Raw genomic sequence first — 16,711 nt, 5'->3', positions numbered from 1 at the left:
ACGTGCGGGAGGCGTCCGGACGCTCCGCCCACCGGGGCCGGGCGCGCCGCGGGCGTGAGGCGTCCGCCCCGCGGCGTCAGTCCTGGCGCAGGCGGTCGGTCAGGGCCGACAGGACCTCTTCGGGCACCAGGTGGGAGACGTCGCCGCCCCAGGTGGCGACCTCCTTGACCAGGGAGGACGACAGGAAGCTGTAGGTGGGGTTGGTGGGGATGAAGAGGGTTTCCACGCCGGAGAGGCCGTTGTTCATCTGGGCCATCTGCAGCTCGTAGTCGAAGTCGCTGACGGCGCGCAGGCCCTTGACGATGGCGGGGATGTCCCGCTGCTTGCAGAAGTCGACGAGGAGGCCGTGGAAGGCCTCGACGCGGACGTTGCCGTACTCGGCGGTGACGCGGCGGATCAGGTCGATCCGCTCCTCGATCTCGAACAGCCCTCTCTTGGACTGGTTGATCATCACCGCGACGTAGACCTCGTCATACAACCTGGAGGCGCGGGAAATGATGTCGAGATGTCCGTTGGTGATCGGGTCGAACGACCCGGGGCATACGGCGCGGCGCACTTGTGATCCCTCGCTCTCCGGTCCGGTCATCGTGCGTCTTCGCACGTAGAGGCGGCGCGACCGTACCAAAACGTTCCCTCGCCGTAGCGGCGGGCCCGGATCGGTTCGAAGCCGGGCGGCCACCCGAATTCCCCGCCCCTGGTGCTGCGCTCCACGGTGACGAGGGCATCGTCCGTGAGCCACCCCTGCGAACGGAGTGTGAGGAGGATCTCGCGAAGATCGTCGTCGGAGACGGCGTACGGGGGGTCCAGGAAGGCGAGGTCGTACGGCTCCCCGGCGGGGGCGGAGCGGACGATCTGTTCCGCTTTGCCCGGTCTGACCTCGGCGCCGGGCAGGCCGAGGGACCGCACGTTGTCCCGGACGGTGCGCACCGCCCGGGCGTCGGCCTCCACAAGGAGGGTGTGACCGGCTCCCCGGGACAGGGCCTCCAGGCCGACGGCGCCGGAGCCGGCGTAGAGGTCGAGGACGCGTTCGCCGTCGAGGGGGCCGCCGAGCAGGGCCTGCCAGGTGGAGAACAGCCCCTCGCGCGCACGGTCGGAGGTGGGGCGGGTTCCCTGCCCCGGCGGTACGGCCAGGCGGCGTCCGCCGGCCGTGCCGGCGATCACGCGGGTCATGTCCTCGGTCCTCGGGTGAGTGGGGTGGGCGGTGCGGAGGTCGGTGCGGCGCGGTGGGTGGGCGCGGTGGGTGGCGCTCCCAGTCTGTCAGCCCTTCTCCAGGTACTGCTCCCGCTCCGCGTCCAGCAGGGCGTCCAGGGCGGTGCGCAGGGCCGGCAGCTCCGTCAGGTCCGGGTCGGCGGCGACGACGGCCGCGGCCTCCTCCCGTGCGGCGGCGATGACCTCCTCGTCGTCGATGACGGCGAGCATGCGCAGGCTGGAGCGGGTGCCGGACTGGGCCTGGCCGAGGACGTCGCCCTCGCGGCGCTGTTCGAGGTCGATGCGGGAGAGCTCGAAGCCGTCCAGGGTGGAGGCGACCGCGTTCAGCCGCTGTCGGGCGGGGCTCGCCTCGGGCATGTCGGTGACCAGCAGGCACAGGCCGGGGGCCGCGCCGCGGCCGACGCGTCCGCGCAGCTGGTGGAGCTGGGAGACGCCGAAGCGGTCGGCGTCCATGATCACCATCGCGGTGGCGTTGGGCACGTTGACGCCGACCTCGATGACGGTGGTGGCGACCAGCACGTCGGTGTCCCCCGCCGCGAAGCGGCGCATGACGGCGTCCTTGTCGTCGGGCTGCATCCTGCCGTGCAGGACCTCCACGCGCAGGCCCCGCAGGGGGCCCGCGGCGAGCTGGTCGGCGACCTCCAGGACGGCGAGCGGCGGGCGCCGGTCGGCGTCCTCCCCGTCGGCCCCGGACGCCTTCTTCCTCGCCGCCTTCGGGTCGTCGTCCTCGTCGCCGATGCGGGGGCAGACCACGTAAGCCTGGTGGCCCTTCTCGACCTCCTCGCGGACGCGTTCCCAGGCGCGGGCCAGGAAGTGGGGCTTGTCGGCGGCCGGGACGACGTGGCTGGCGATGGGGGACCGACCGGCCGGGAGCTGGTCCAGGACGGACGTCTCCAGGTCGCCGAAGACGGTCATGGCGACGGTGCGCGGGATGGGCGTGGCGGTCATCACCAGCAGGTGCGGGGGCTGCTTGCCCTTGCCGCGCAGGGCGTCGCGCTGTTCGACGCCGAAGCGGTGCTGTTCGTCGACGACGACCAGCCCCAGGTCGTGGAACCGGACCTTGTCCTCGATGAGGGCGTGCGTGCCGATGACGATGCCGGCCTCGCCGGTGACCAGGTCGAGCAGCGCCTGGCGACGGGCCGCGGCTCCCATGGACCCGGTGAGCAGCACCACCTTGGTGGCGTCCTCGGCACCGCCGAGCATCCCCCCCTCGGCCAGTTCGCCCATCATCTCCGTGACGGAGCGGTGGTGCTGCTGGGCGAGCACCTCGGTGGGCGCCAGCAGGGCCGCCTGTCCCCCGGCGTCGACGACGGCGAGCATGGCGCGCAGGGCCACCATGGTCTTGCCGCTGCCGACCTCGCCCTGCAGCAGCCGGTGCATCGGGTGTTCGGTGGCCAGGTCGCGGAAGATCTCGCCGGACACCTTCCGCTGGCCCTCGGTGAGGGTGAAGGGGAGTCGGTCGTCGAAGGCGGCGAGGAGGCCGTCGGGCTTCGGCCGGCGGGCGACGGCGGGGAGCTGCGCGTCGGCGTGACGGCGGCGAGCGAGGGCGACCTGGAGGACGAAGGCCTCGTCCCACTTGAGGCGGGAGCGGGCGTCCTCGATGTCGGCCGGGGTGTGCGGGCGGTGGATCTTCAGCAGGGCCTCGGGCAGCGGGAGCAGGCCGCGGCCCTCCCGCAGGGAGGCGGGGAGCGGGTCGACGGCCTCCTGGGCGCTGGGCAGCACCGTCTGGAGCGCCTTGCCGATCTTCCAGGACTCCAGTTTGGCGGTGGCGGGGTAGATCGGGATGAGCGCGCCGGCCCAGGTCTCCACCGTCTCCTCGGAGTCGCCGCGCAGCAACTCGTAGGCAGGGTGGGCCAGTTGAAGGCGCCGGTTGAAGACGGAGACCTTGCCCGCGAACATCGCCCGGGTGCCGGGCAGGAGTTCCTTGTGGGGCTTGTGGACGCCGTTGCCGAAGAAGACCAGCTGGAGGCGGCCGTGGCCGTCCGTGATGGTCACCTCCAGGCGCTGTCCCCGGCCGCGCGGGGCCCTGGACGAGGCGAAGGAGTGCAGGCGGGCGTCGGCGACCTGGGCGACCACCGTGACGTGCTCGTCCATGGGGAGGTCGGCCAGGTGCGTGAGCTGGCCGCGCTCCTCGTAACGGCGCGGGTAGTGGTGCAGGAGGTCGCCGACGGTGTGCAGGCCGAGGTGCTCGGCCATCACCTTGGCGGTGGCGGGGCCGAGCACCTTCTTCAGTGGTTCTTCCAGTGCGGGCACGAGATCCATTGCACACCACGGCACCGACAGTGCGGGAACGCGCGTCCGCGAACGGTGCGGCCGGTGGGCGAAAGCCGCTGGTCGGCGGGGTGGCCGGGACGGGGGGCGACACACGCGCCCTGACCTTCCCCGCCCGCCCGGTCCCCCTCGCCCTCCCCGCCGGGAGCAACCGGCCCCCACGGTGCTCCCCCGGCCGCTCCGGGCCGGGACGCCGTGGCCGTGGGCCGTGGCCGGTCGGTCACTCCACGCCGATGAGGAGCAGCGCGCCCTGCCGGCCGCCGCGGTAGACGACCGTGTCGACGGCCAGGTAGCCCTCGCGGACCCGCGCCTCCAGATGGGCGGCGACGGTCTCCGGGGCCTCGTCGCCCAGGACCAGGGTGACCATCTCGCCGCCGGCCGCGAGCATGCGGTCCAGGACAGCCGTCGCCGTGGCGGCGACCTCCTGGCCGATGACGGCCACGTCGCCGTCGATGAGGCCCAGGGCGTCCCCGGCCTGGCAGATGCCCGCCATGGTCCAGGACTGGCGCTCGGCGATCGTGACCTCGGCGTAGCGGGTGGCGCCCGCCGCCGAGGTCATCGACACCACGTCTTCGTCGAACCGGCGTTCCGGCTCGTGCACGGCGAGCGCGGCGATGCCCTGGACCGCGGAGCGGGTCGGGATGAGGGCGACCCGGAGGCCCTCGGCGCGGGCCTGGTCGGCCGCCGCGGCGGCGGTGTGGCGCAGGTCGGCGTCGTTGGGCAGCAGGACGACCTCCCGGGCCCCGGAGCGGCGTGCGGCCTGCACCAGTTCCCCGCTCGCGGGCGGCTCCCCGGGGCGCGCGAGCACGGTGGTCGCGCCCGCCTCGGCGTACAGCCCGGCCAGGCCCTCGCCCGGGACGACCGCCACGACGGCCCGCCGGGGACGCTCAGGGAGGGCGGGGCGTTCGGCGCCGGTGGTGTGGACGTCGGCGGCGCCGAAGTGGGTGATCCGGATCCGGTGCGGCCGGCCGGCCTCGACCCCGGCCTCCACGGCGGCTCCGGCGTCGTCGACGTGCACGTGGACGTTCCACAGTCCGTCGCCGCCGACCACGACGAGCGAGTCCCCGAGGCCGTCGAGCCGCCGGCGCAGCCGGGCGACGGCGTCGTCGTCCGCCTCCAGGAGGTAGATCACCTCGAACGCGGGCCCGGCGGCCGGCGCGCGTTCCGGGTCCGTCGCGGGGTCGGCGCACTCCCCGGCGCCGCAGCCGGGGGCGGGTTCGGCCGAGGCCCGGGGCACCGCCCGGCCCCCGCCGCCGGGCCCGCCCGGTGTCTCGCCGGTCAACGTCTGGACCAGGGCGGCGAGCACCGCCACCAGGCCCCTGCCGCCCGCGTCCACCACTCCCGCGCGCCGCAGCACGGCCAGCTGGCCCGGTGTGGCGGCCAGGGCGGTGCGGGCCCCCTCGTGGGCGGCCCGCGCCACCGCGCCGCAGTCGCCCTCGGCACCGGCGGCCGCTTCCGCGGCGGCGGCGGCGACGGTGAGGACCGTGCCCTCGACGGGGTGGGCCACCGCCCGGCGGGCCGAGTCGGCCGCGTGCCGCAGGGCCTGCCGCAGGCCCGGCCCGTCGGCGTGGGGGGCGGCCTCGTCCTCCGCCAGCACCTGGGCCATGCCGCGCAGCAGCTGGGCCAGGATGGTGCCGGAGTTCCCGCGGGCGCCGATCAGCGCGCCGTGCGCCATGGCCCGCACGGCGTCGGCGAGCGTCGGCCCGGAGTCCGTGCCGGGGACGGTCGCGGCCCCCGCCTCGTGGCCCTCGAACACGGCCTCGACGGCCGCGGCGGCGGACTCGACGGTGAGGTACAGGTTCGTGCCGGTGTCCCCGTCGGCGACCGGGTAGACGTTGATGGCGTCGATCTCCTCGCGCGCCCGTCCCAGTGCCTCCAGCGCGAGGCCGCACCACGCACGCACCGCGAGAGCATCGAAGAATGTCTGCGGCACCTGCGCCACCGCGCCTCCCTGAGCTGCTGGCCGTGGCACGCAGCGTAGACCTTGGGGGCGGGACCGCCCCAGGAGGGCCGGGCGGGGGGCGGGGGCCGTCATGGTAGTTTCGTTCTACGGGTGCAGCCGTTGTATGCTGCTCCGGTTGCCCGATCCGATCGGGCCTTCCCCCTGGCACCGCCACTCGGATCCGACGGACTCCCCGGAGTTCCCGGATCGTGATCCCGGCATGCCGGGATCAACCGTAAGTGCATCTGAAGTCTTTGGAGTGACCCGTGGCTGCCAACTGCGACGTCTGCGGCAAGGGGCCGGGCTTCGGCAACAACATCTCGCACTCGCACCGCCGTACGTCCCGTCGCTGGAACCCGAACATCCAGCGTGTGCGTACCGTGGTCGGCGGGACGCCGAAGCGCGTGAACGCCTGCACCTCGTGCATCAAGGCCGGCAAGGTCTCGCGCTGACGCATCCGCTGAGCGCGCTGCCACACCCGGTTCCGCCGCACTGAGCCGGTCCACCCCCAGGTGGACCGGCTTTTTGCCGTGCCGTCACGGCGACCGGGCGGCGCCACCGGCCGGCGACGGGCACGGTCACCACCCGGTCCGCCCGTCGACGGCTCCCCGTGCCGCCGGTGTTCAGCGGCCCGGCTGACCGCCCGGCCCGCCCGCGTTCAGCCGCCCGCCCGCCAGAAGGTCCAGCCGCGTTCAGCCGCCCGCCCGCCGGAAGGTCCAGCCGTGGTCGACCGGGCCGATGCCGCCGCCCAGGGCGAACCCGGCGGCGAGCGCCCCGGTGACGTACGCCTTCGCGCCGGCCACCGCTTCCGGCACCGTCCGGCCCTTGGCCAGCTCCGACGCGATGGCCGAGGCCAGCGTGCACCCGGTGCCGTGGGTGTGCCGGTTGTCGTGGCGCGGGGCGCGCAGCCAGTGCTCCTCGGTGCCGTCCGTCAGCAGGTCGACGGCCTCGCCGCGCAGGTGACCGCCCTTGATCACGACCCAGCGCGGCCCGAACGCCAGCACCGCGTCGGCGGCCCGCCGCATCTCCTCCTCGGCGCGCACGCGGACGCCGGTGAGCTGCTCGACCTCGTCGAGGTTGGGGGTGGCGACGGTCGCGGCCGGCAGCAGCTCGGTGCGCACCGAGTCCAGGGCGGAGGCGGCCAGCAGCGCGTCCCCGTGCTTGGAGACCCCCACCGGGTCCACGACCGCGGGCACGTCCGTGCCGGCGATCAGCTCGGCCACCGCCCCGACGAGTTCGGCCGAGGCCAGCATGCCCGTCTTGACGGCCTGCACGCCGATGTCGTCCACGACGCTGCGGTACTGGGCCCGCACCGCCTCCACCGGCAGTTCCCAGGCGCCCTGGACGCCGAGGGAGTTCTGCGCGGTCACCGCGGTGAGCACGCTCATGCCGTGCACGCCGAGCGCCAGCATCGTCTTCAGGTCCGCCTGGATGCCCGCCCCGCCACCGGAGTCGGACCCGGCCACGGTGAGCACCCGGGGCGGTGCGGTCGCCTCGCTCATGACTCGATGTCCCCGAAGTGGTCCCAGCCGCCCTTGCGGGTCCAGGGCGCCCCGTCGACGGTCACCTGGGGCAGCGCCGAGGGGTTGAGCACCTCGCCTATCACCTTCCAGCGGGCGGGCAGCTTCACGTCCGGCGGGAACGTCGCCACGATGGCGTGGTCCTCTCCCCCGGTCAGCACCCACTGCATGGGGTCGACGCCGACGGCCTGGCCGATGTCGTTCATCTGGGAGGGGATGTCGACGGCGCCGGAGCGGATGTCGATGCGGACCTTGCTGGCCTCGGCGATGTGCCCGAGGTCGGCGATCAGGCCGTCGCTCACGTCGCACATCGCGGTGGCGCCCAGTCCGGCCGCGGCCGGGCCGGCGTGGTACGGCGGTTCGGGACGGCGGTGCGCCTCCACGAAGGCGCGCGGGGAACGGAAGCCGCGGGAGAGGACCGCGTGGCCGGCGGCGGACCAGCCGAGCCAGCCGGTCACCGCCACGAGGTCGCCGGGCTGGGCGCCGCCCCGGGTCACCGGCTCCTGGTTGCGCAGGTCGCCGAGTGCCGTGATCGACACCATGATCTGGTCGCCGCGCACCACGTCGCCGCCGACCACCGCGGCCCCCGCGACCTGGCACTCGTCGCGCAGCCCGTCCATCAGCTCGCTGGGCCAGGTGACCGGCAGCTCGGACGGGACGACGAGCCCGAGCAGCAGCGCGGTCGGCACGGCACCCATGGCGGCGATGTCGGCGAGGTTCTGGGCCGCGGCCTTGCGGCCGACGTCGTAGGCCGTGGACCAGTCGCGACGGAAGTGGCGGCCCTCCAGGAGGATGTCGGTGCTGGCCACGACCCTGCGGTCGGGCGCGGCGACCACCGCGGCGTCGTCGCCGGGGCCGACCCGGACCGCCGGGGTGGTGGTGAGACGGGAGGTGAGCTCCCTGATGAGCCCGAACTCCCCGAGCTCACCAACAGTGCCCTTCATTGCCCTTGCTCCCCTTCTGTCCCTGTCCGTTCCCGGTCGCGAGTCCTCTGACTGCTCGCTACGGTCGAGGTGACCGTCCACTTCTCTCCTGCCGGACCCCCGGCGCGCAAGGCCCGGTCCCCGCAGATCTCCCCGCGGCGAGCGGCGACGCGATACCGTGGCGTTCCTTTTCCCCACATGATCCTCGTGGCCGCTGTGGAGGTTCCGTGGTACAGGCGTACATCCTGATCCAGACGGAGGTCGGCAAGGCGTCGACCGTCGCCGATCTGATCGGTCAGATCTCCGGGGTCATCCAGGCCGAGGACGTGACCGGGCCGTACGACGTGATCGTCCGCGCCCAGGCGGACACCGTCGACGACCTGGGCCGCATGGTGGTCGCCAAGGTCCAGCAGGTGGACGGCATCACCCGCACCCTGACCTGCCCGGTCGTCCATCTGTAGCCCCCGTCTACCCTGTGCCGGTGAACTCCTTCCGTCACCGGCTCGCCCTGCTGCCCGCGTTCGCCGCGCTGCTCTCCGTCGCGGGCTGCTCCCCGGCGGGCGACGACGCGTCCGTGGCGGTTCCCCGTCCGGACGCGAAGGTCGCCGAACACTGCCGGAACCTGGACGACGCCCTGCCGGACGTGGTGGACGGCGAGAAGCGCGACGATCCCGAACCCGCGTCCGAACTGACCGCGGGCTGGGGCGGCGTGGCGATCATACTGCGGTGCGGTGTGGACCGGCCGCCGAAGATGACCGACCCCAGGGTGGCGAGCGGCCACGACCCGAAGGCCGTCGCGGGCGGGGTGGAGGGCGTCGACTGGCTGATGGAGCGGGAGGACGGGGGCAGCCACCGGTTCACCACCGCCCTCCGCGAGGCCTACGTGGAGGTGCGGGTGAGCGACGGACGGGACGGCACGGGCGTGCTGGTCGACCTGGCCCCGGCCGTGAAGAAGGCGATCCCCGAAGGGATCGCCCCCTGAGCACCGGGCCGGGCGCTCGCGGTCGCCGCGGGCCGGACGGCCCGCCGTCGGCGGGTCAGCGCAGGCCGGTCGAGCGGCGCAGCGCGGCCTGCACCAGGCGGTCCACCAGCTCCGCGTAACCGACGCCGGTGGCCTGCCACATCTGCGGGTACATGGAGATCGGCGTGAAGCCGGGCATGGTGTTGATCTCGTTGATCACGAACTCGCCGTCCTCGGTGAGGAAGAAGTCCGCGCGCACCAGCCCCTCGCAGGCGGCGGCGTCGAACGCCTCGACGGCGAGCCGGCGCACCTCGGCGGTCTGCTCGTCGGTCAGCGGGGCGGGCACGAGGCCGGGCGTGGAGTCGATGTACTTGGCCTCGAAGTCGTAGTAGGCGTGCGCGTCGGGCGGCGGGATCTCCGCGGGCACCGAGGCGCGCGGGCCGTCCTCGAACTCCAGCACCCCGCACTCGATCTCGCGGCCGTGCAGCGCGGCCTCCACCAGGATCTTCGGGTCGTGGAAGCGGGCCTCGGCGATCGCCTCGTCCAGACCGGCGAGGCCGTCCACCTTGGTGATGCCGATGGACGAGCCCGCGCGGGCGGGCTTCACGAACACCGGCCAGCCGTGCTCGGCGGCGAAGTCGACGATCTTCCTGCGGGCGGCCCGTTCGTCGCGCTCCCACTCGCGCGGCCGGATCACCACGTAGGGGCCGACCTTGAGGCCGAACGAGGTGAACACCCGCTTCATGTACTCCTTGTCCTGGCCGACGGCCGAGGCGAGCACCCCGGAGCCCACGTAGGGGACGCCGGACAGCTCCAGGAGGCCCTGGAGGGTGCCGTCCTCCCCGTAGGGGCCGTGCAGCACCGGGAAGACCACGTCGACCTCGCCGAGCGCCTTGGGCACCGAGCCCGGTTCGCTGTAGACGACTTCGCGGTTCGCCGGGTCGACGGGTAGCACCACACCGCCGTCGGCGGACTCCGCGAGCTGGTCCACGCTGGGCTGCCTGCGGTCCACGATGGCCATGCGTTCGGGGTCGTCGGCGGTGAGGGCCCAGCGGCCGTCCCGGGTGATGCCGATCGGCAGGACGTCGTACTTGGTCCGGTCGATGGCCTTGAGGACGGCGCCCGCGGTGACCACGGAGATCCCGTGCTCGGAGCTGCGCCCGCCGAACACGACGGCCACGCGCGGCTTGCGCGGCGGCTGCTCGGGGCTCTGGGGGAGGTTCTCGGTGCTCATATCGCGACGAGACTACCCGTTGGCGGTGCCCCGACACAGCGCCCGCAACGCCGCGGAAACGGCCGTGCCGTCCGGCACCCGGCCGGGTGCGGCCGGGCGGTCGCTCAGCGTCGTTCGGGCTTCGCGCTGCGCGACATCAGCTCCTTGAGGGCGACCACGGGCGGCTTGCCCTCGTGCACGATGCCGACGACCGTCTCGGTGAGCGGCATGTCGACGTCGTGGCGGCGGGCCAGATCCAGCACCGACTCGCAGGACTTGACGCCCTCGGCGGTCTGCTTGGTGACCGCGATGGTCTCCTGGAGGGTCATGCCCTTGCCCAGGTTGGTGCCGAAGGTGTGGTTGCGGGACAGCGGCGAGGAGCAGGTCGCCACCAGGTCGCCCAGGCCCGCCAGGCCCGAGAAGGTCAGCGGGTCGGCGCCCAGGGCGACGCCGAGCCGGGTGGTCTCGGCGAGCCCGCGGGTGATGAGCGAGCCCTTGGCGTTGTCGCCGAGCCCCATGCCGTCCGCGATGCCGACGGCCAGCCCGATCACGTTCTTCACCGCGCCGCCCAGCTCGCAGCCGATGACGTCGGTGTTGGTGTACGGGCGGAAGTACGGGGTGTGGCACGCGGTCTGGAGCCGCCGGGCGACGGCTTCGTCGGCGCAGGCGACGACGGCCGCGGCGGGCATCCGGGCGGCGATCTCGCGGGCCAGGTTGGGGCCGGTGACGACGGCGACGCGGTCGGCGCCGACCTGCGCCACGTCCTCGATGACCTCGCTCATCCGCATGGCGGAGCCGAGTTCGACGCCCTTCATCAGCGACACCAGGACCGTGTCGGCCGCGAGCAGCGGCGTCCAGTCGGCGAGGTTGCCGCGCAGGGTCTGCGAGGGGACGGCGAGGACGGTGAAGTCGGCGTCCTTGGCGGCCTCGGCGGCGTCCGTGGTGGCCCGCAGGTTCCGCGGGAGCTCCACGCCCGGCAGGTAGTCGGGGTTGGTGCGGGTGGAGTTGACCGCCTCGGCGAGTTCGGGGCGCCGGCCCCACAGCACGACGTCACAGCCCGCGTCGGCGAGGACCATGCCGAACGCGGTGCCCCAGGATCCGGTGCCGAACACCGCGGCCTTGACCGGCTTGCTCACGAGCCCAGCCCTTCCTCACGCGCGGCGCCGCCGCCGTCCGGGGCGGTCCGCTCGGCCGTCGTCCGCCCCCCGGCCGCCTGCTCCCCGGCCTTCTGTTCTCCGGTCGCCCGGTTCCGTCCCGGCGTCCGCGCCTTGTTCTGCGTCTGCCGCTGCGCCCGGGTCCTGCGTCGCTGTTCGACCCGTTCGCGGCGCGGGTCGTAGGGCGTCCCGGGGGCCTTCTCGCCCCGGATCTCCTCCAGCTGGCGGGTGATGGCGGCCATGATCGCCTCGGTCGCCTCCTTGAGCAGTTCCGGGGTCATCTCCCGGTCGTAGAAGCGGTCCAGGTCGACCGGCGGACCGGCGAGGACGCGGTGGGTCTTGCGGGGCAGCAGCCGGGGCTTCCTGGCGTACGGCGGCAGGATCTCGTTGGCTCCCCACTGGGCGACCGGGATGACCGGGCACTTGGTCTGCAGGGCCACGCGGGCGGCACCGGTCTTGCCGGTCATCGGCCAGCCGTCGGGGTCACGGGTGAGGGTGCCCTCGGGGTAGAAGGCGACGCACTCGCCCCGTTCCACGGCGTCGATGGCGGCCCGGAAGGCGCTGAGGGCGTCCGTGCTCTCGCGGTACACCGGGATCTGGCCGGTGCCGCGCATCGCGGCGCCGACGAATCCCTTCTTGAAAAGACCGCTCTTCGCGAGGAATCGCGGAACGCGTCCGGTGTTGTACTGGAAATGCGCGTAGGCGAAGGGATCGATGTGCGAATTGTGGTTCACCGCGGTGATAAATCCACCCTCGGCCGGAATGTTCTCCATTCCGCGCCAGTCGCGCTTGATCAGTACCACCAGCGGCGGTTTGCAGATCACCGCGGCGAAGCGGTACCAGAAGCCGATTCTGCGGCGCGGCACAAGGACACCTTCCTCTAGAAGCCTGGTCCCGGGGGCCAGGCGGGCCGCACAAGTGTCGCCCCGAGCCGCCGGTCTGTCGAGAACACGGTACGCCCCGGCGGGCCGGGGGCCGGATGTGCCGGGGGACAATGACCGGGACAAGAGAGGGACGTAACACTCGTGCTGTGGACCTTGGTGGTACCCGTGAAGCCGCTGGCCCGGGCCAAGAGCAGGCTCTCGGACACCGCGGACGACGGGCTGCGCCCCCATCTCGCCCTCGCCTTCGCCCTGGACACGGTGGCGGCCGCGCTGGCGTGCCCGGCGGTCGGGGGTGCGGTGGTCGTCACGGACGACGGGCCGGCCGGCCGCGCCCTGGCCGCCCTCGGCGCGGGGGTCGTCCCCGACGAACCGCGCGACGGCCTGAACGCCGCCCTGACGCACGGTGCGGACGTGGTCCGGGCCCGCCGGCCCGCGGCCGCGGTGGCCGCGCTCAACGCGGATCTCCCGGCCCTGCGCCCGGCGGAACTGTCCCGGGTCCTCGACGCCGCCTCGGCTTTCCCGCGGGCTTTCCTCAGTGACGCGGCGGGCAGTGGCACCACCTTGCTGTCCGCCGCCCCCGGGCAGGAACTGCTGCCGCATTTCGGTGTCGGATCCCGGGCCCGGCACCGGGCGTCGGGAGCGGTGGAACTCCGCCCGGGGGACGTGGACTCGGTGCGGCAGGACGTGGACACCGGCGCGGACCTGCGGGCCGCCCTGGCGCTGGGGACCGGGCCTCGCACGGCCGCGGCCGCCGCGCGCCTGTCGATGTCCGGGCAGTAGGCTGCCGGGCATGCAGGCGACGGCGTACACCTACGACCCGGAGAGCCGCAGCGGCCAGGTGCTGCTGGACGACGGCACCCCGGTGCCCTTCGACGCCCCGGCGTTCGACGCGGGGGGCCTGCGGCTGCTGCGGCCCGGGCAGCGGGTGCGCATCGAGACGGAGGGCGACGGCGACGCCCGGCGGATCACGCTGGTCACCCTGTACACCTTCTGAATCACCGCCCGCGGAGGCCGATCGCCCGCCGACGCCGGCGGAAACCTCTCGCCCGTGGAAGCCCGGCGCGCGCTGCCGTCCCTCGCTGCGGACGCCCGTCGCGCGCTGACGCCCGCTGACGCCCCTCGCCCGCGGGAGCCCTCCGGCGGTTGCCCGGACACGCCGCGGGCCGGACTCCCCGATCGGAGTCCGGCCCGGCGCGTGAGTGCCGCCCGTGCGCGGCTACTTCTTGCGGGCGGTGGTCTTCTTGGCGGTGGTCTTGCGCGCGGTCGACTTCTTGGCGGGCGCCTTCGTGGCCGTGGCCTTCTTCGCCGCCGGGGCCTTCTTGGCGGCCGTCTTCTTCGCCGCGGTGGTCTTGGCGGTGCTCGCCGTCTTCTTGGCGGGTGCCTTCTTCGCCGTGGTCTTCTTCGCGGCGGCGGTCTTGGTGGCGGGGGCCTTCTTCGCCGCCGTCTTGCGGGCCGCGGTGGTCTTCGACGCGCCCGTCGCCTTCTTGGCGGCGGCCTTCTTGCCCGCGGCCTTGGAGATCGTGGGGGGCGGGCCGGACAGGCTGCCCTTGGGGGCCTTCTTGACGGCGATGTCGTTCTTCGGGAGCTTCTTGGAGCCGCTGACCAGGTCCTTGAAACCCTGGCCCGCCCGGAAACGCGGAACGGAGGTCTTCTTGACCCGAACCCGCTCGCCCGTCTGGGGGTTGCGGGCGTAGCGGGCCGGACGGTCGACCTTCTCGAACGAGCCGAAGCCGGTGACCGAGACCCGGTCCCCCGCCACCACGGCGCGGACGATGGCGTCCAGGACCGCGTCGACAGCGTCGGCGGCCTGCTGCCGGCCGCCCATCTTGTCGGCAATCGCTTCTACGAGCTGCGCCTTGTTCACGTCTTCCCCTTCGGAGACATCGCCGGAACGAATCTGTTCAAGCGTTTTCGCACGTTAGGCAGATATATACCGCAAATCAAACACGAAACGGGCTTATCACCCTTGTGCCGCAACGAACTCGGTTGTCTCGGCTGGCTCAGCGTTCCTCTTCAGGGAATCGACCCTCGTCGAGGTCCGCGATGAACCGCTCCAGACGCCTTGCCGCAGTGGCGAGATCGTGCTTGGCCACGGCCGTAATGACCAGCAGTTTCCGGGTCAGCGCCATCCGTACGCCCTCCGGGACTTGCAGTGCGCGCACCCCTGCGTGCGCTTCCTTGAGCCGGACCGCGACCGCCGTGTAGAGCTCGAGTTGGCCGTCGTGTTCCATGCACAGATTGTGCCATCTGGGGCGAGTTGTCGCCCCCGCAGGGGGCAACTGCCGCCGCTGACAGCCGTGCGGGAGCGGGCGGGGGTCACGGGCACATGACACGTGTACCCAGGCAACAACCGCCATAACGTGGGAAGTTGCGAGCCTCCTCGGTCGCGTGCGGACGCGGAGGGGAGCAGAAACGGCCGTACCCCCGATCGGTGGGATCGGGGGTACGGACGGGCGTTTCGGTGGCCGAAAGTCGACCTGCCGCGAGGACTTCGCGGCCCGGCGGTCAGGCCGTGAGGGTCCGCGGCTTGAACGACGGGCGCCGCTCCTCGTAGGCGGCGATGTCCGCCTCGTTCTGCAGGGTGATGGAGATGTCGTCCAGGCCGTTCAGCAGCCGCCAGCGGGAGTTCTCGTCGAGCTCGAAGGCGGCGGTGACGCCCTCGGCCCGCACCTCACGGGTTTCGAGGTCGACGGTGACCTCCGCGGTGGGGTCGGCCTCGGTGAGCTCCCACAGCGCGTCCACCGTCTCCTGCTCCAGGACCACGGTGAGCAGGCCGTTCTTCAGCGAGTTGCCGCGGAAGATGTCGGCGAAGCGGGAGGAGATCACGGCCTTGAAGCCGTAGTTCTGCAGCGCCCAGACGGCGTGCTCGCGCGAGGAGCCGGTGCCGAAGTCGGGGCCGGCGACGAGCACCGTGGCGCCCTGCCGCTCCGGGCGGTTGAGCATGAACTCCGGGTCCTTGCGCCAGGCCTCGAACAGCCCGTCCTCGAACCCGTCCCGGGTCACCTTCTTGAGCCAGTGGGCGGGGATGATCTGGTCGGTGTCGACGTTGCTGCGGCGCAGCGGGACGGCCCGGCCGGTGTGGGTGGTGAATGCTTCCATGACTGATCAGACTCCAGCGGGCGTACGGGCGTCGGCGTCGGCGAGGTCGGCCGGGGAGGCCAGGTGACCGAGGACCGCGGTGGCCGCGGCGACCTGCGGGGACACCAGGTGGGTGCGGCCCCCCTTGCCCTGCCGGCCCTCGAAGTTGCGGTTGGAGGTGGAGGCGGAGCGCTCACCGGGGGCGAGCTGGTCGGGGTTCATGCCCAGGCACATGGAACAGCCCGCGTGCCGCCACTCGGCGCCGGCCTCCTTGAAAACCACGTCCAGGCCCTCCGAGACGGCCTGCAGACCGACCCGCGCGGAGCCGGGGACGACCAGCATGCGTACGCCGTCGGCGACTTTGCGGCCCTTGACGATCTCGGCGGCGGCCCGCAGGTCCTCGATGCGGCCGTTGGTGCAGGAACCTACGAAGACGGTGTCCACTCCGATGGAGCGCAGCGGCTGCCCGGCCTCCAACCCCATGTACTCCAGGGCCTTCTCGGCGGCCAGCCGCTCCGAGGCGTCCTCGTACGAAGCGGGGTCGGGGACCGACGCCGAAAGCGGCGCGCCCTGGCCGGGGTTGGTGCCCCAGGTGACGAACGGCGAGAGCTCGGCGGCCTCGATGACGACCTCGGCGTCGAACTCGGCGTCGTCGTCGGACCGCAGCGTCCGCCAGTAGGCGACGGCGGCGTCCCAGTCCTCGCCCGTGGGAGCGTGCGGACGGCCTTCGAGGTAGGCGAACGTCGTCTCGTCGGGGGCGATCATGCCCGCGCGGGCACCGGCCTCGATCGACATGTTGCAGATGGTCATCCGGGCTTCCATCGACAGCTTCTCGATGGCCTCGCCGCGGTACTCCAGGACGTAGCCCTGGCCGCCGCCCGTGCCGATCTTCGCGATGATCGCCAGGATCAGGTCCTTGGCGGTGACGCCGTCGGGCAGCTCGCCGTTGACCGTGATCGCCATGGTCTTCGGGCGGGCCATGGGCAGCGTCTGGGTGGCCAGCACGTGCTCGACCTGGGAGGTGCCGATGCCGAAGGCGAGTCCGCCGAAGGCGCCGTGCGTGGAGGTGTGCGAGTCGCCGCAGACCACGGTCATGCCGGGCTGGGTCAGTCCCAGCTGCGGGCCGACCACGTGCACCACGCCCTGCTCGACGTCGCCCAGCGGGTGCAGCCGGACGCCGAAGTCGGCGCAGTTCTTGCGCAGCGTCTCCAGCTGGATCCGGGAGACCGGGTCGGCGATGGGCTTGTCGATGTCCAGGGTCGGGGTGTTGTGGTCCTCGGTGGCGATGGTGAGGTCGGTGCGGCGCACCCGGCGGCCGCTCTTGCGGAGACCGTCGAAGGCCTGCGGGCTGGTCACCTCGTGCAGCAGGTGCAGATCGATGAAGAGGAGATCGGGCTCGCCCTCGGCGCGCCGGACGACGTGGTCGTCCCAGACCTTCTCCGCGAGTGTCCTACCCATCGCTTTCCCTCCGGCCGGCACGCACACGGCGCCGGCCCAACTAGAGATCTGTGCGGAGGCGGGGCGCCCGTGTCCCCTGTCACGGGCGTCCGCCACCA

Annotated in this window: 18 protein-coding genes; 5 read left to right on the top strand and 13 right to left on the bottom strand. The window is 73.0% G+C overall.

The window, feature by feature from the left end; translation table 11 throughout:
• Positions 1-76: 76 nt before the first annotated feature.
• The 4 genes from coaD to AC02VZ_RS16520 form a co-directional block, all read right to left on the bottom strand.
• The gene (coaD, locus tag AC02VZ_RS16535) at positions 77-556 is read right to left on the bottom strand and encodes a pantetheine-phosphate adenylyltransferase (protein WP_362092239.1); all 480 of its coding nucleotides are present in this window, start codon (positions 554-556) and stop codon (positions 77-79) included.
• Between the two features lie 26 nt (positions 557-582).
• Positions 583-1,170 (bottom strand): 16S rRNA (guanine(966)-N(2))-methyltransferase RsmD, encoded by a 588-nt coding sequence (rsmD, locus tag AC02VZ_RS16530; protein ID WP_432055565.1) that lies wholly within the window; start codon positions 1,168-1,170, stop codon positions 583-585.
• 87 nt (positions 1,171-1,257) lie between these two features.
• Positions 1,258-3,471: an ATP-dependent DNA helicase RecG gene (gene recG / locus AC02VZ_RS16525; protein WP_476475720.1), complete on the bottom strand. Its 2,214-nt coding sequence runs from the start codon at positions 3,469-3,471 to the stop codon at positions 1,258-1,260.
• A gap of 229 nt (positions 3,472-3,700) precedes the next feature.
• Positions 3,701-5,422, bottom strand: a complete 1,722-nt coding sequence (locus tag AC02VZ_RS16520; protein ID WP_476475719.1) for a DAK2 domain-containing protein — start codon at positions 5,420-5,422, stop codon at positions 3,701-3,703.
• 266 nt (positions 5,423-5,688) lie between these two features.
• Here AC02VZ_RS16520 and rpmB point away from each other — a divergent pair, with 266 nt between their 5' ends.
• The gene (gene rpmB / locus AC02VZ_RS16515; RefSeq protein WP_003993230.1) at positions 5,689-5,874 is read left to right on the top strand and encodes a 50S ribosomal protein L28; all 186 of its coding nucleotides are present in this window, start codon (positions 5,689-5,691) and stop codon (positions 5,872-5,874) included.
• A 240-nt stretch (positions 5,875-6,114) separates the two neighbouring features.
• On the opposite strand, the gene thiD is transcribed toward rpmB, so the two are convergent.
• Both thiD and AC02VZ_RS16505 read right to left on the bottom strand, forming a co-directional pair.
• Entirely contained in the window at positions 6,115-6,924 is an 810-nt protein-coding gene (gene thiD, locus AC02VZ_RS16510) for a bifunctional hydroxymethylpyrimidine kinase/phosphomethylpyrimidine kinase (RefSeq protein WP_476475718.1), read from the bottom strand.
• The gene (locus AC02VZ_RS16505) at positions 6,921-7,886 is read right to left on the bottom strand and encodes a thiamine-phosphate kinase (protein WP_432055569.1); all 966 of its coding nucleotides are present in this window, start codon (positions 7,884-7,886) and stop codon (positions 6,921-6,923) included. The genes thiD and AC02VZ_RS16505 overlap by 4 nt, the downstream gene beginning before the upstream one ends.
• A 206-nt stretch (positions 7,887-8,092) precedes the next feature.
• Between AC02VZ_RS16505 and AC02VZ_RS16500 the strand changes: the two genes are divergently transcribed.
• Positions 8,093-8,326 (top strand): Lrp/AsnC ligand binding domain-containing protein, encoded by a 234-nt coding sequence (locus AC02VZ_RS16500; protein WP_432055570.1) that lies wholly within the window; start codon positions 8,093-8,095, stop codon positions 8,324-8,326.
• 20 nt (positions 8,327-8,346) lie between these two features.
• Positions 8,347-8,847, top strand: a complete 501-nt coding sequence (locus AC02VZ_RS16495) for a DUF3515 domain-containing protein (RefSeq protein WP_476475717.1) — start codon at positions 8,347-8,349, stop codon at positions 8,845-8,847.
• A gap of 55 nt (positions 8,848-8,902) precedes the next feature.
• On the opposite strand, the gene AC02VZ_RS16490 is transcribed toward AC02VZ_RS16495, so the two are convergent.
• From AC02VZ_RS16490 to AC02VZ_RS16480, 3 genes are all read right to left on the bottom strand, one after another.
• On the bottom strand, positions 8,903-10,060 hold the full coding sequence (locus AC02VZ_RS16490) for a D-alanine--D-alanine ligase family protein (protein WP_432055572.1): 1,158 nt from the start codon (positions 10,058-10,060) through the stop codon (positions 8,903-8,905).
• Between the two features lie 104 nt (positions 10,061-10,164).
• Positions 10,165-11,175 (bottom strand): NAD(P)H-dependent glycerol-3-phosphate dehydrogenase, encoded by a 1,011-nt coding sequence (locus AC02VZ_RS16485; RefSeq protein WP_432055573.1) that lies wholly within the window; start codon positions 11,173-11,175, stop codon positions 10,165-10,167.
• The gene (locus AC02VZ_RS16480) at positions 11,172-12,059 is read right to left on the bottom strand and encodes a lysophospholipid acyltransferase family protein (RefSeq protein WP_432055574.1); all 888 of its coding nucleotides are present in this window, start codon (positions 12,057-12,059) and stop codon (positions 11,172-11,174) included. Before AC02VZ_RS16480 ends, AC02VZ_RS16485 begins: the two co-directional genes overlap by 4 nt.
• Positions 12,060-12,218: 159 nt before the next feature.
• On the opposite strand from AC02VZ_RS16480, the gene cofC reads away from it, so the two are divergent.
• Both cofC and AC02VZ_RS16470 read left to right on the top strand, forming a co-directional pair.
• Positions 12,219-12,857: a 2-phospho-L-lactate guanylyltransferase gene (gene cofC, locus AC02VZ_RS16475; protein WP_476475716.1), complete on the top strand. Its 639-nt coding sequence runs from the start codon at positions 12,219-12,221 to the stop codon at positions 12,855-12,857.
• A gap of 10 nt (positions 12,858-12,867) precedes the next feature.
• Entirely contained in the window at positions 12,868-13,071 is a 204-nt protein-coding gene (locus tag AC02VZ_RS16470; protein WP_362092204.1) for a hypothetical protein, read from the top strand.
• Between the two features lie 222 nt (positions 13,072-13,293).
• Here AC02VZ_RS16470 and AC02VZ_RS16465 read toward each other — a convergent pair whose 3' ends face one another.
• The 4 genes from AC02VZ_RS16465 to leuC form a co-directional block, all read right to left on the bottom strand.
• Entirely contained in the window at positions 13,294-13,941 is a 648-nt protein-coding gene (locus AC02VZ_RS16465) for an HU family DNA-binding protein (protein WP_432055576.1), read from the bottom strand.
• 136 nt (positions 13,942-14,077) lie between these two features.
• The gene (locus tag AC02VZ_RS16460; protein ID WP_432055577.1) at positions 14,078-14,308 is read right to left on the bottom strand and encodes an SCO5555 family protein; all 231 of its coding nucleotides are present in this window, start codon (positions 14,306-14,308) and stop codon (positions 14,078-14,080) included.
• Positions 14,309-14,582: 274 nt separating this feature from the next.
• Complete coding sequence (gene leuD, locus AC02VZ_RS16455) at positions 14,583-15,176, bottom strand: 3-isopropylmalate dehydratase small subunit (RefSeq protein WP_476475715.1); 594 nt, start codon at positions 15,174-15,176, stop codon at positions 14,583-14,585.
• Positions 15,177-15,182: 6 nt separating this feature from the next.
• Positions 15,183-16,613, bottom strand: coding sequence for a 3-isopropylmalate dehydratase large subunit (gene leuC, locus AC02VZ_RS16450; RefSeq protein WP_432055579.1), 1,431 nt, complete (start codon positions 16,611-16,613; stop codon positions 15,183-15,185).
• Between the last annotated feature and the right edge of the window lie 98 nt (positions 16,614-16,711).

It is taken from the genome of Streptomyces sp. 3-6, from assembly GCF_056323165.1.
This window is presented reverse-complemented; position numbering and strand designations above follow the sequence as displayed.

Coding starts and splice junctions, on each gene's coding strand:
- rsmD (WP_432055565.1), bottom strand. CDS start 1,170: ATGACCCGCGTGATCGCCGGCACGGCCGGCGGACGCCGCCTGGCCGTA.
- AC02VZ_RS16490 (WP_432055572.1), bottom strand. CDS start 10,060: ATGAGCACCGAGAACCTCCCCCAGAGCCCCGAGCAGCCGCCGCGCAAG.
- recG (WP_476475720.1), bottom strand. CDS start 3,471: ATGGATCTCGTGCCCGCACTGGAAGAACCACTGAAGAAGGTGCTCGGC.
- leuD (WP_476475715.1), bottom strand. CDS start 15,176: ATGGAAGCATTCACCACCCACACCGGCCGGGCCGTCCCGCTGCGCCGC.
- leuC (WP_432055579.1), bottom strand. CDS start 16,613: ATGGGTAGGACACTCGCGGAGAAGGTCTGGGACGACCACGTCGTCCGG.
- AC02VZ_RS16470 (WP_362092204.1), top strand. CDS start 12,868: ATGCAGGCGACGGCGTACACCTACGACCCGGAGAGCCGCAGCGGCCAG.
- AC02VZ_RS16505 (WP_432055569.1), bottom strand. CDS start 7,886: ATGAAGGGCACTGTTGGTGAGCTCGGGGAGTTCGGGCTCATCAGGGAG.
- AC02VZ_RS16460 (WP_432055577.1), bottom strand. CDS start 14,308: ATGGAACACGACGGCCAACTCGAGCTCTACACGGCGGTCGCGGTCCGG.
- thiD (WP_476475718.1), bottom strand. CDS start 6,924: ATGAGCGAGGCGACCGCACCGCCCCGGGTGCTCACCGTGGCCGGGTCC.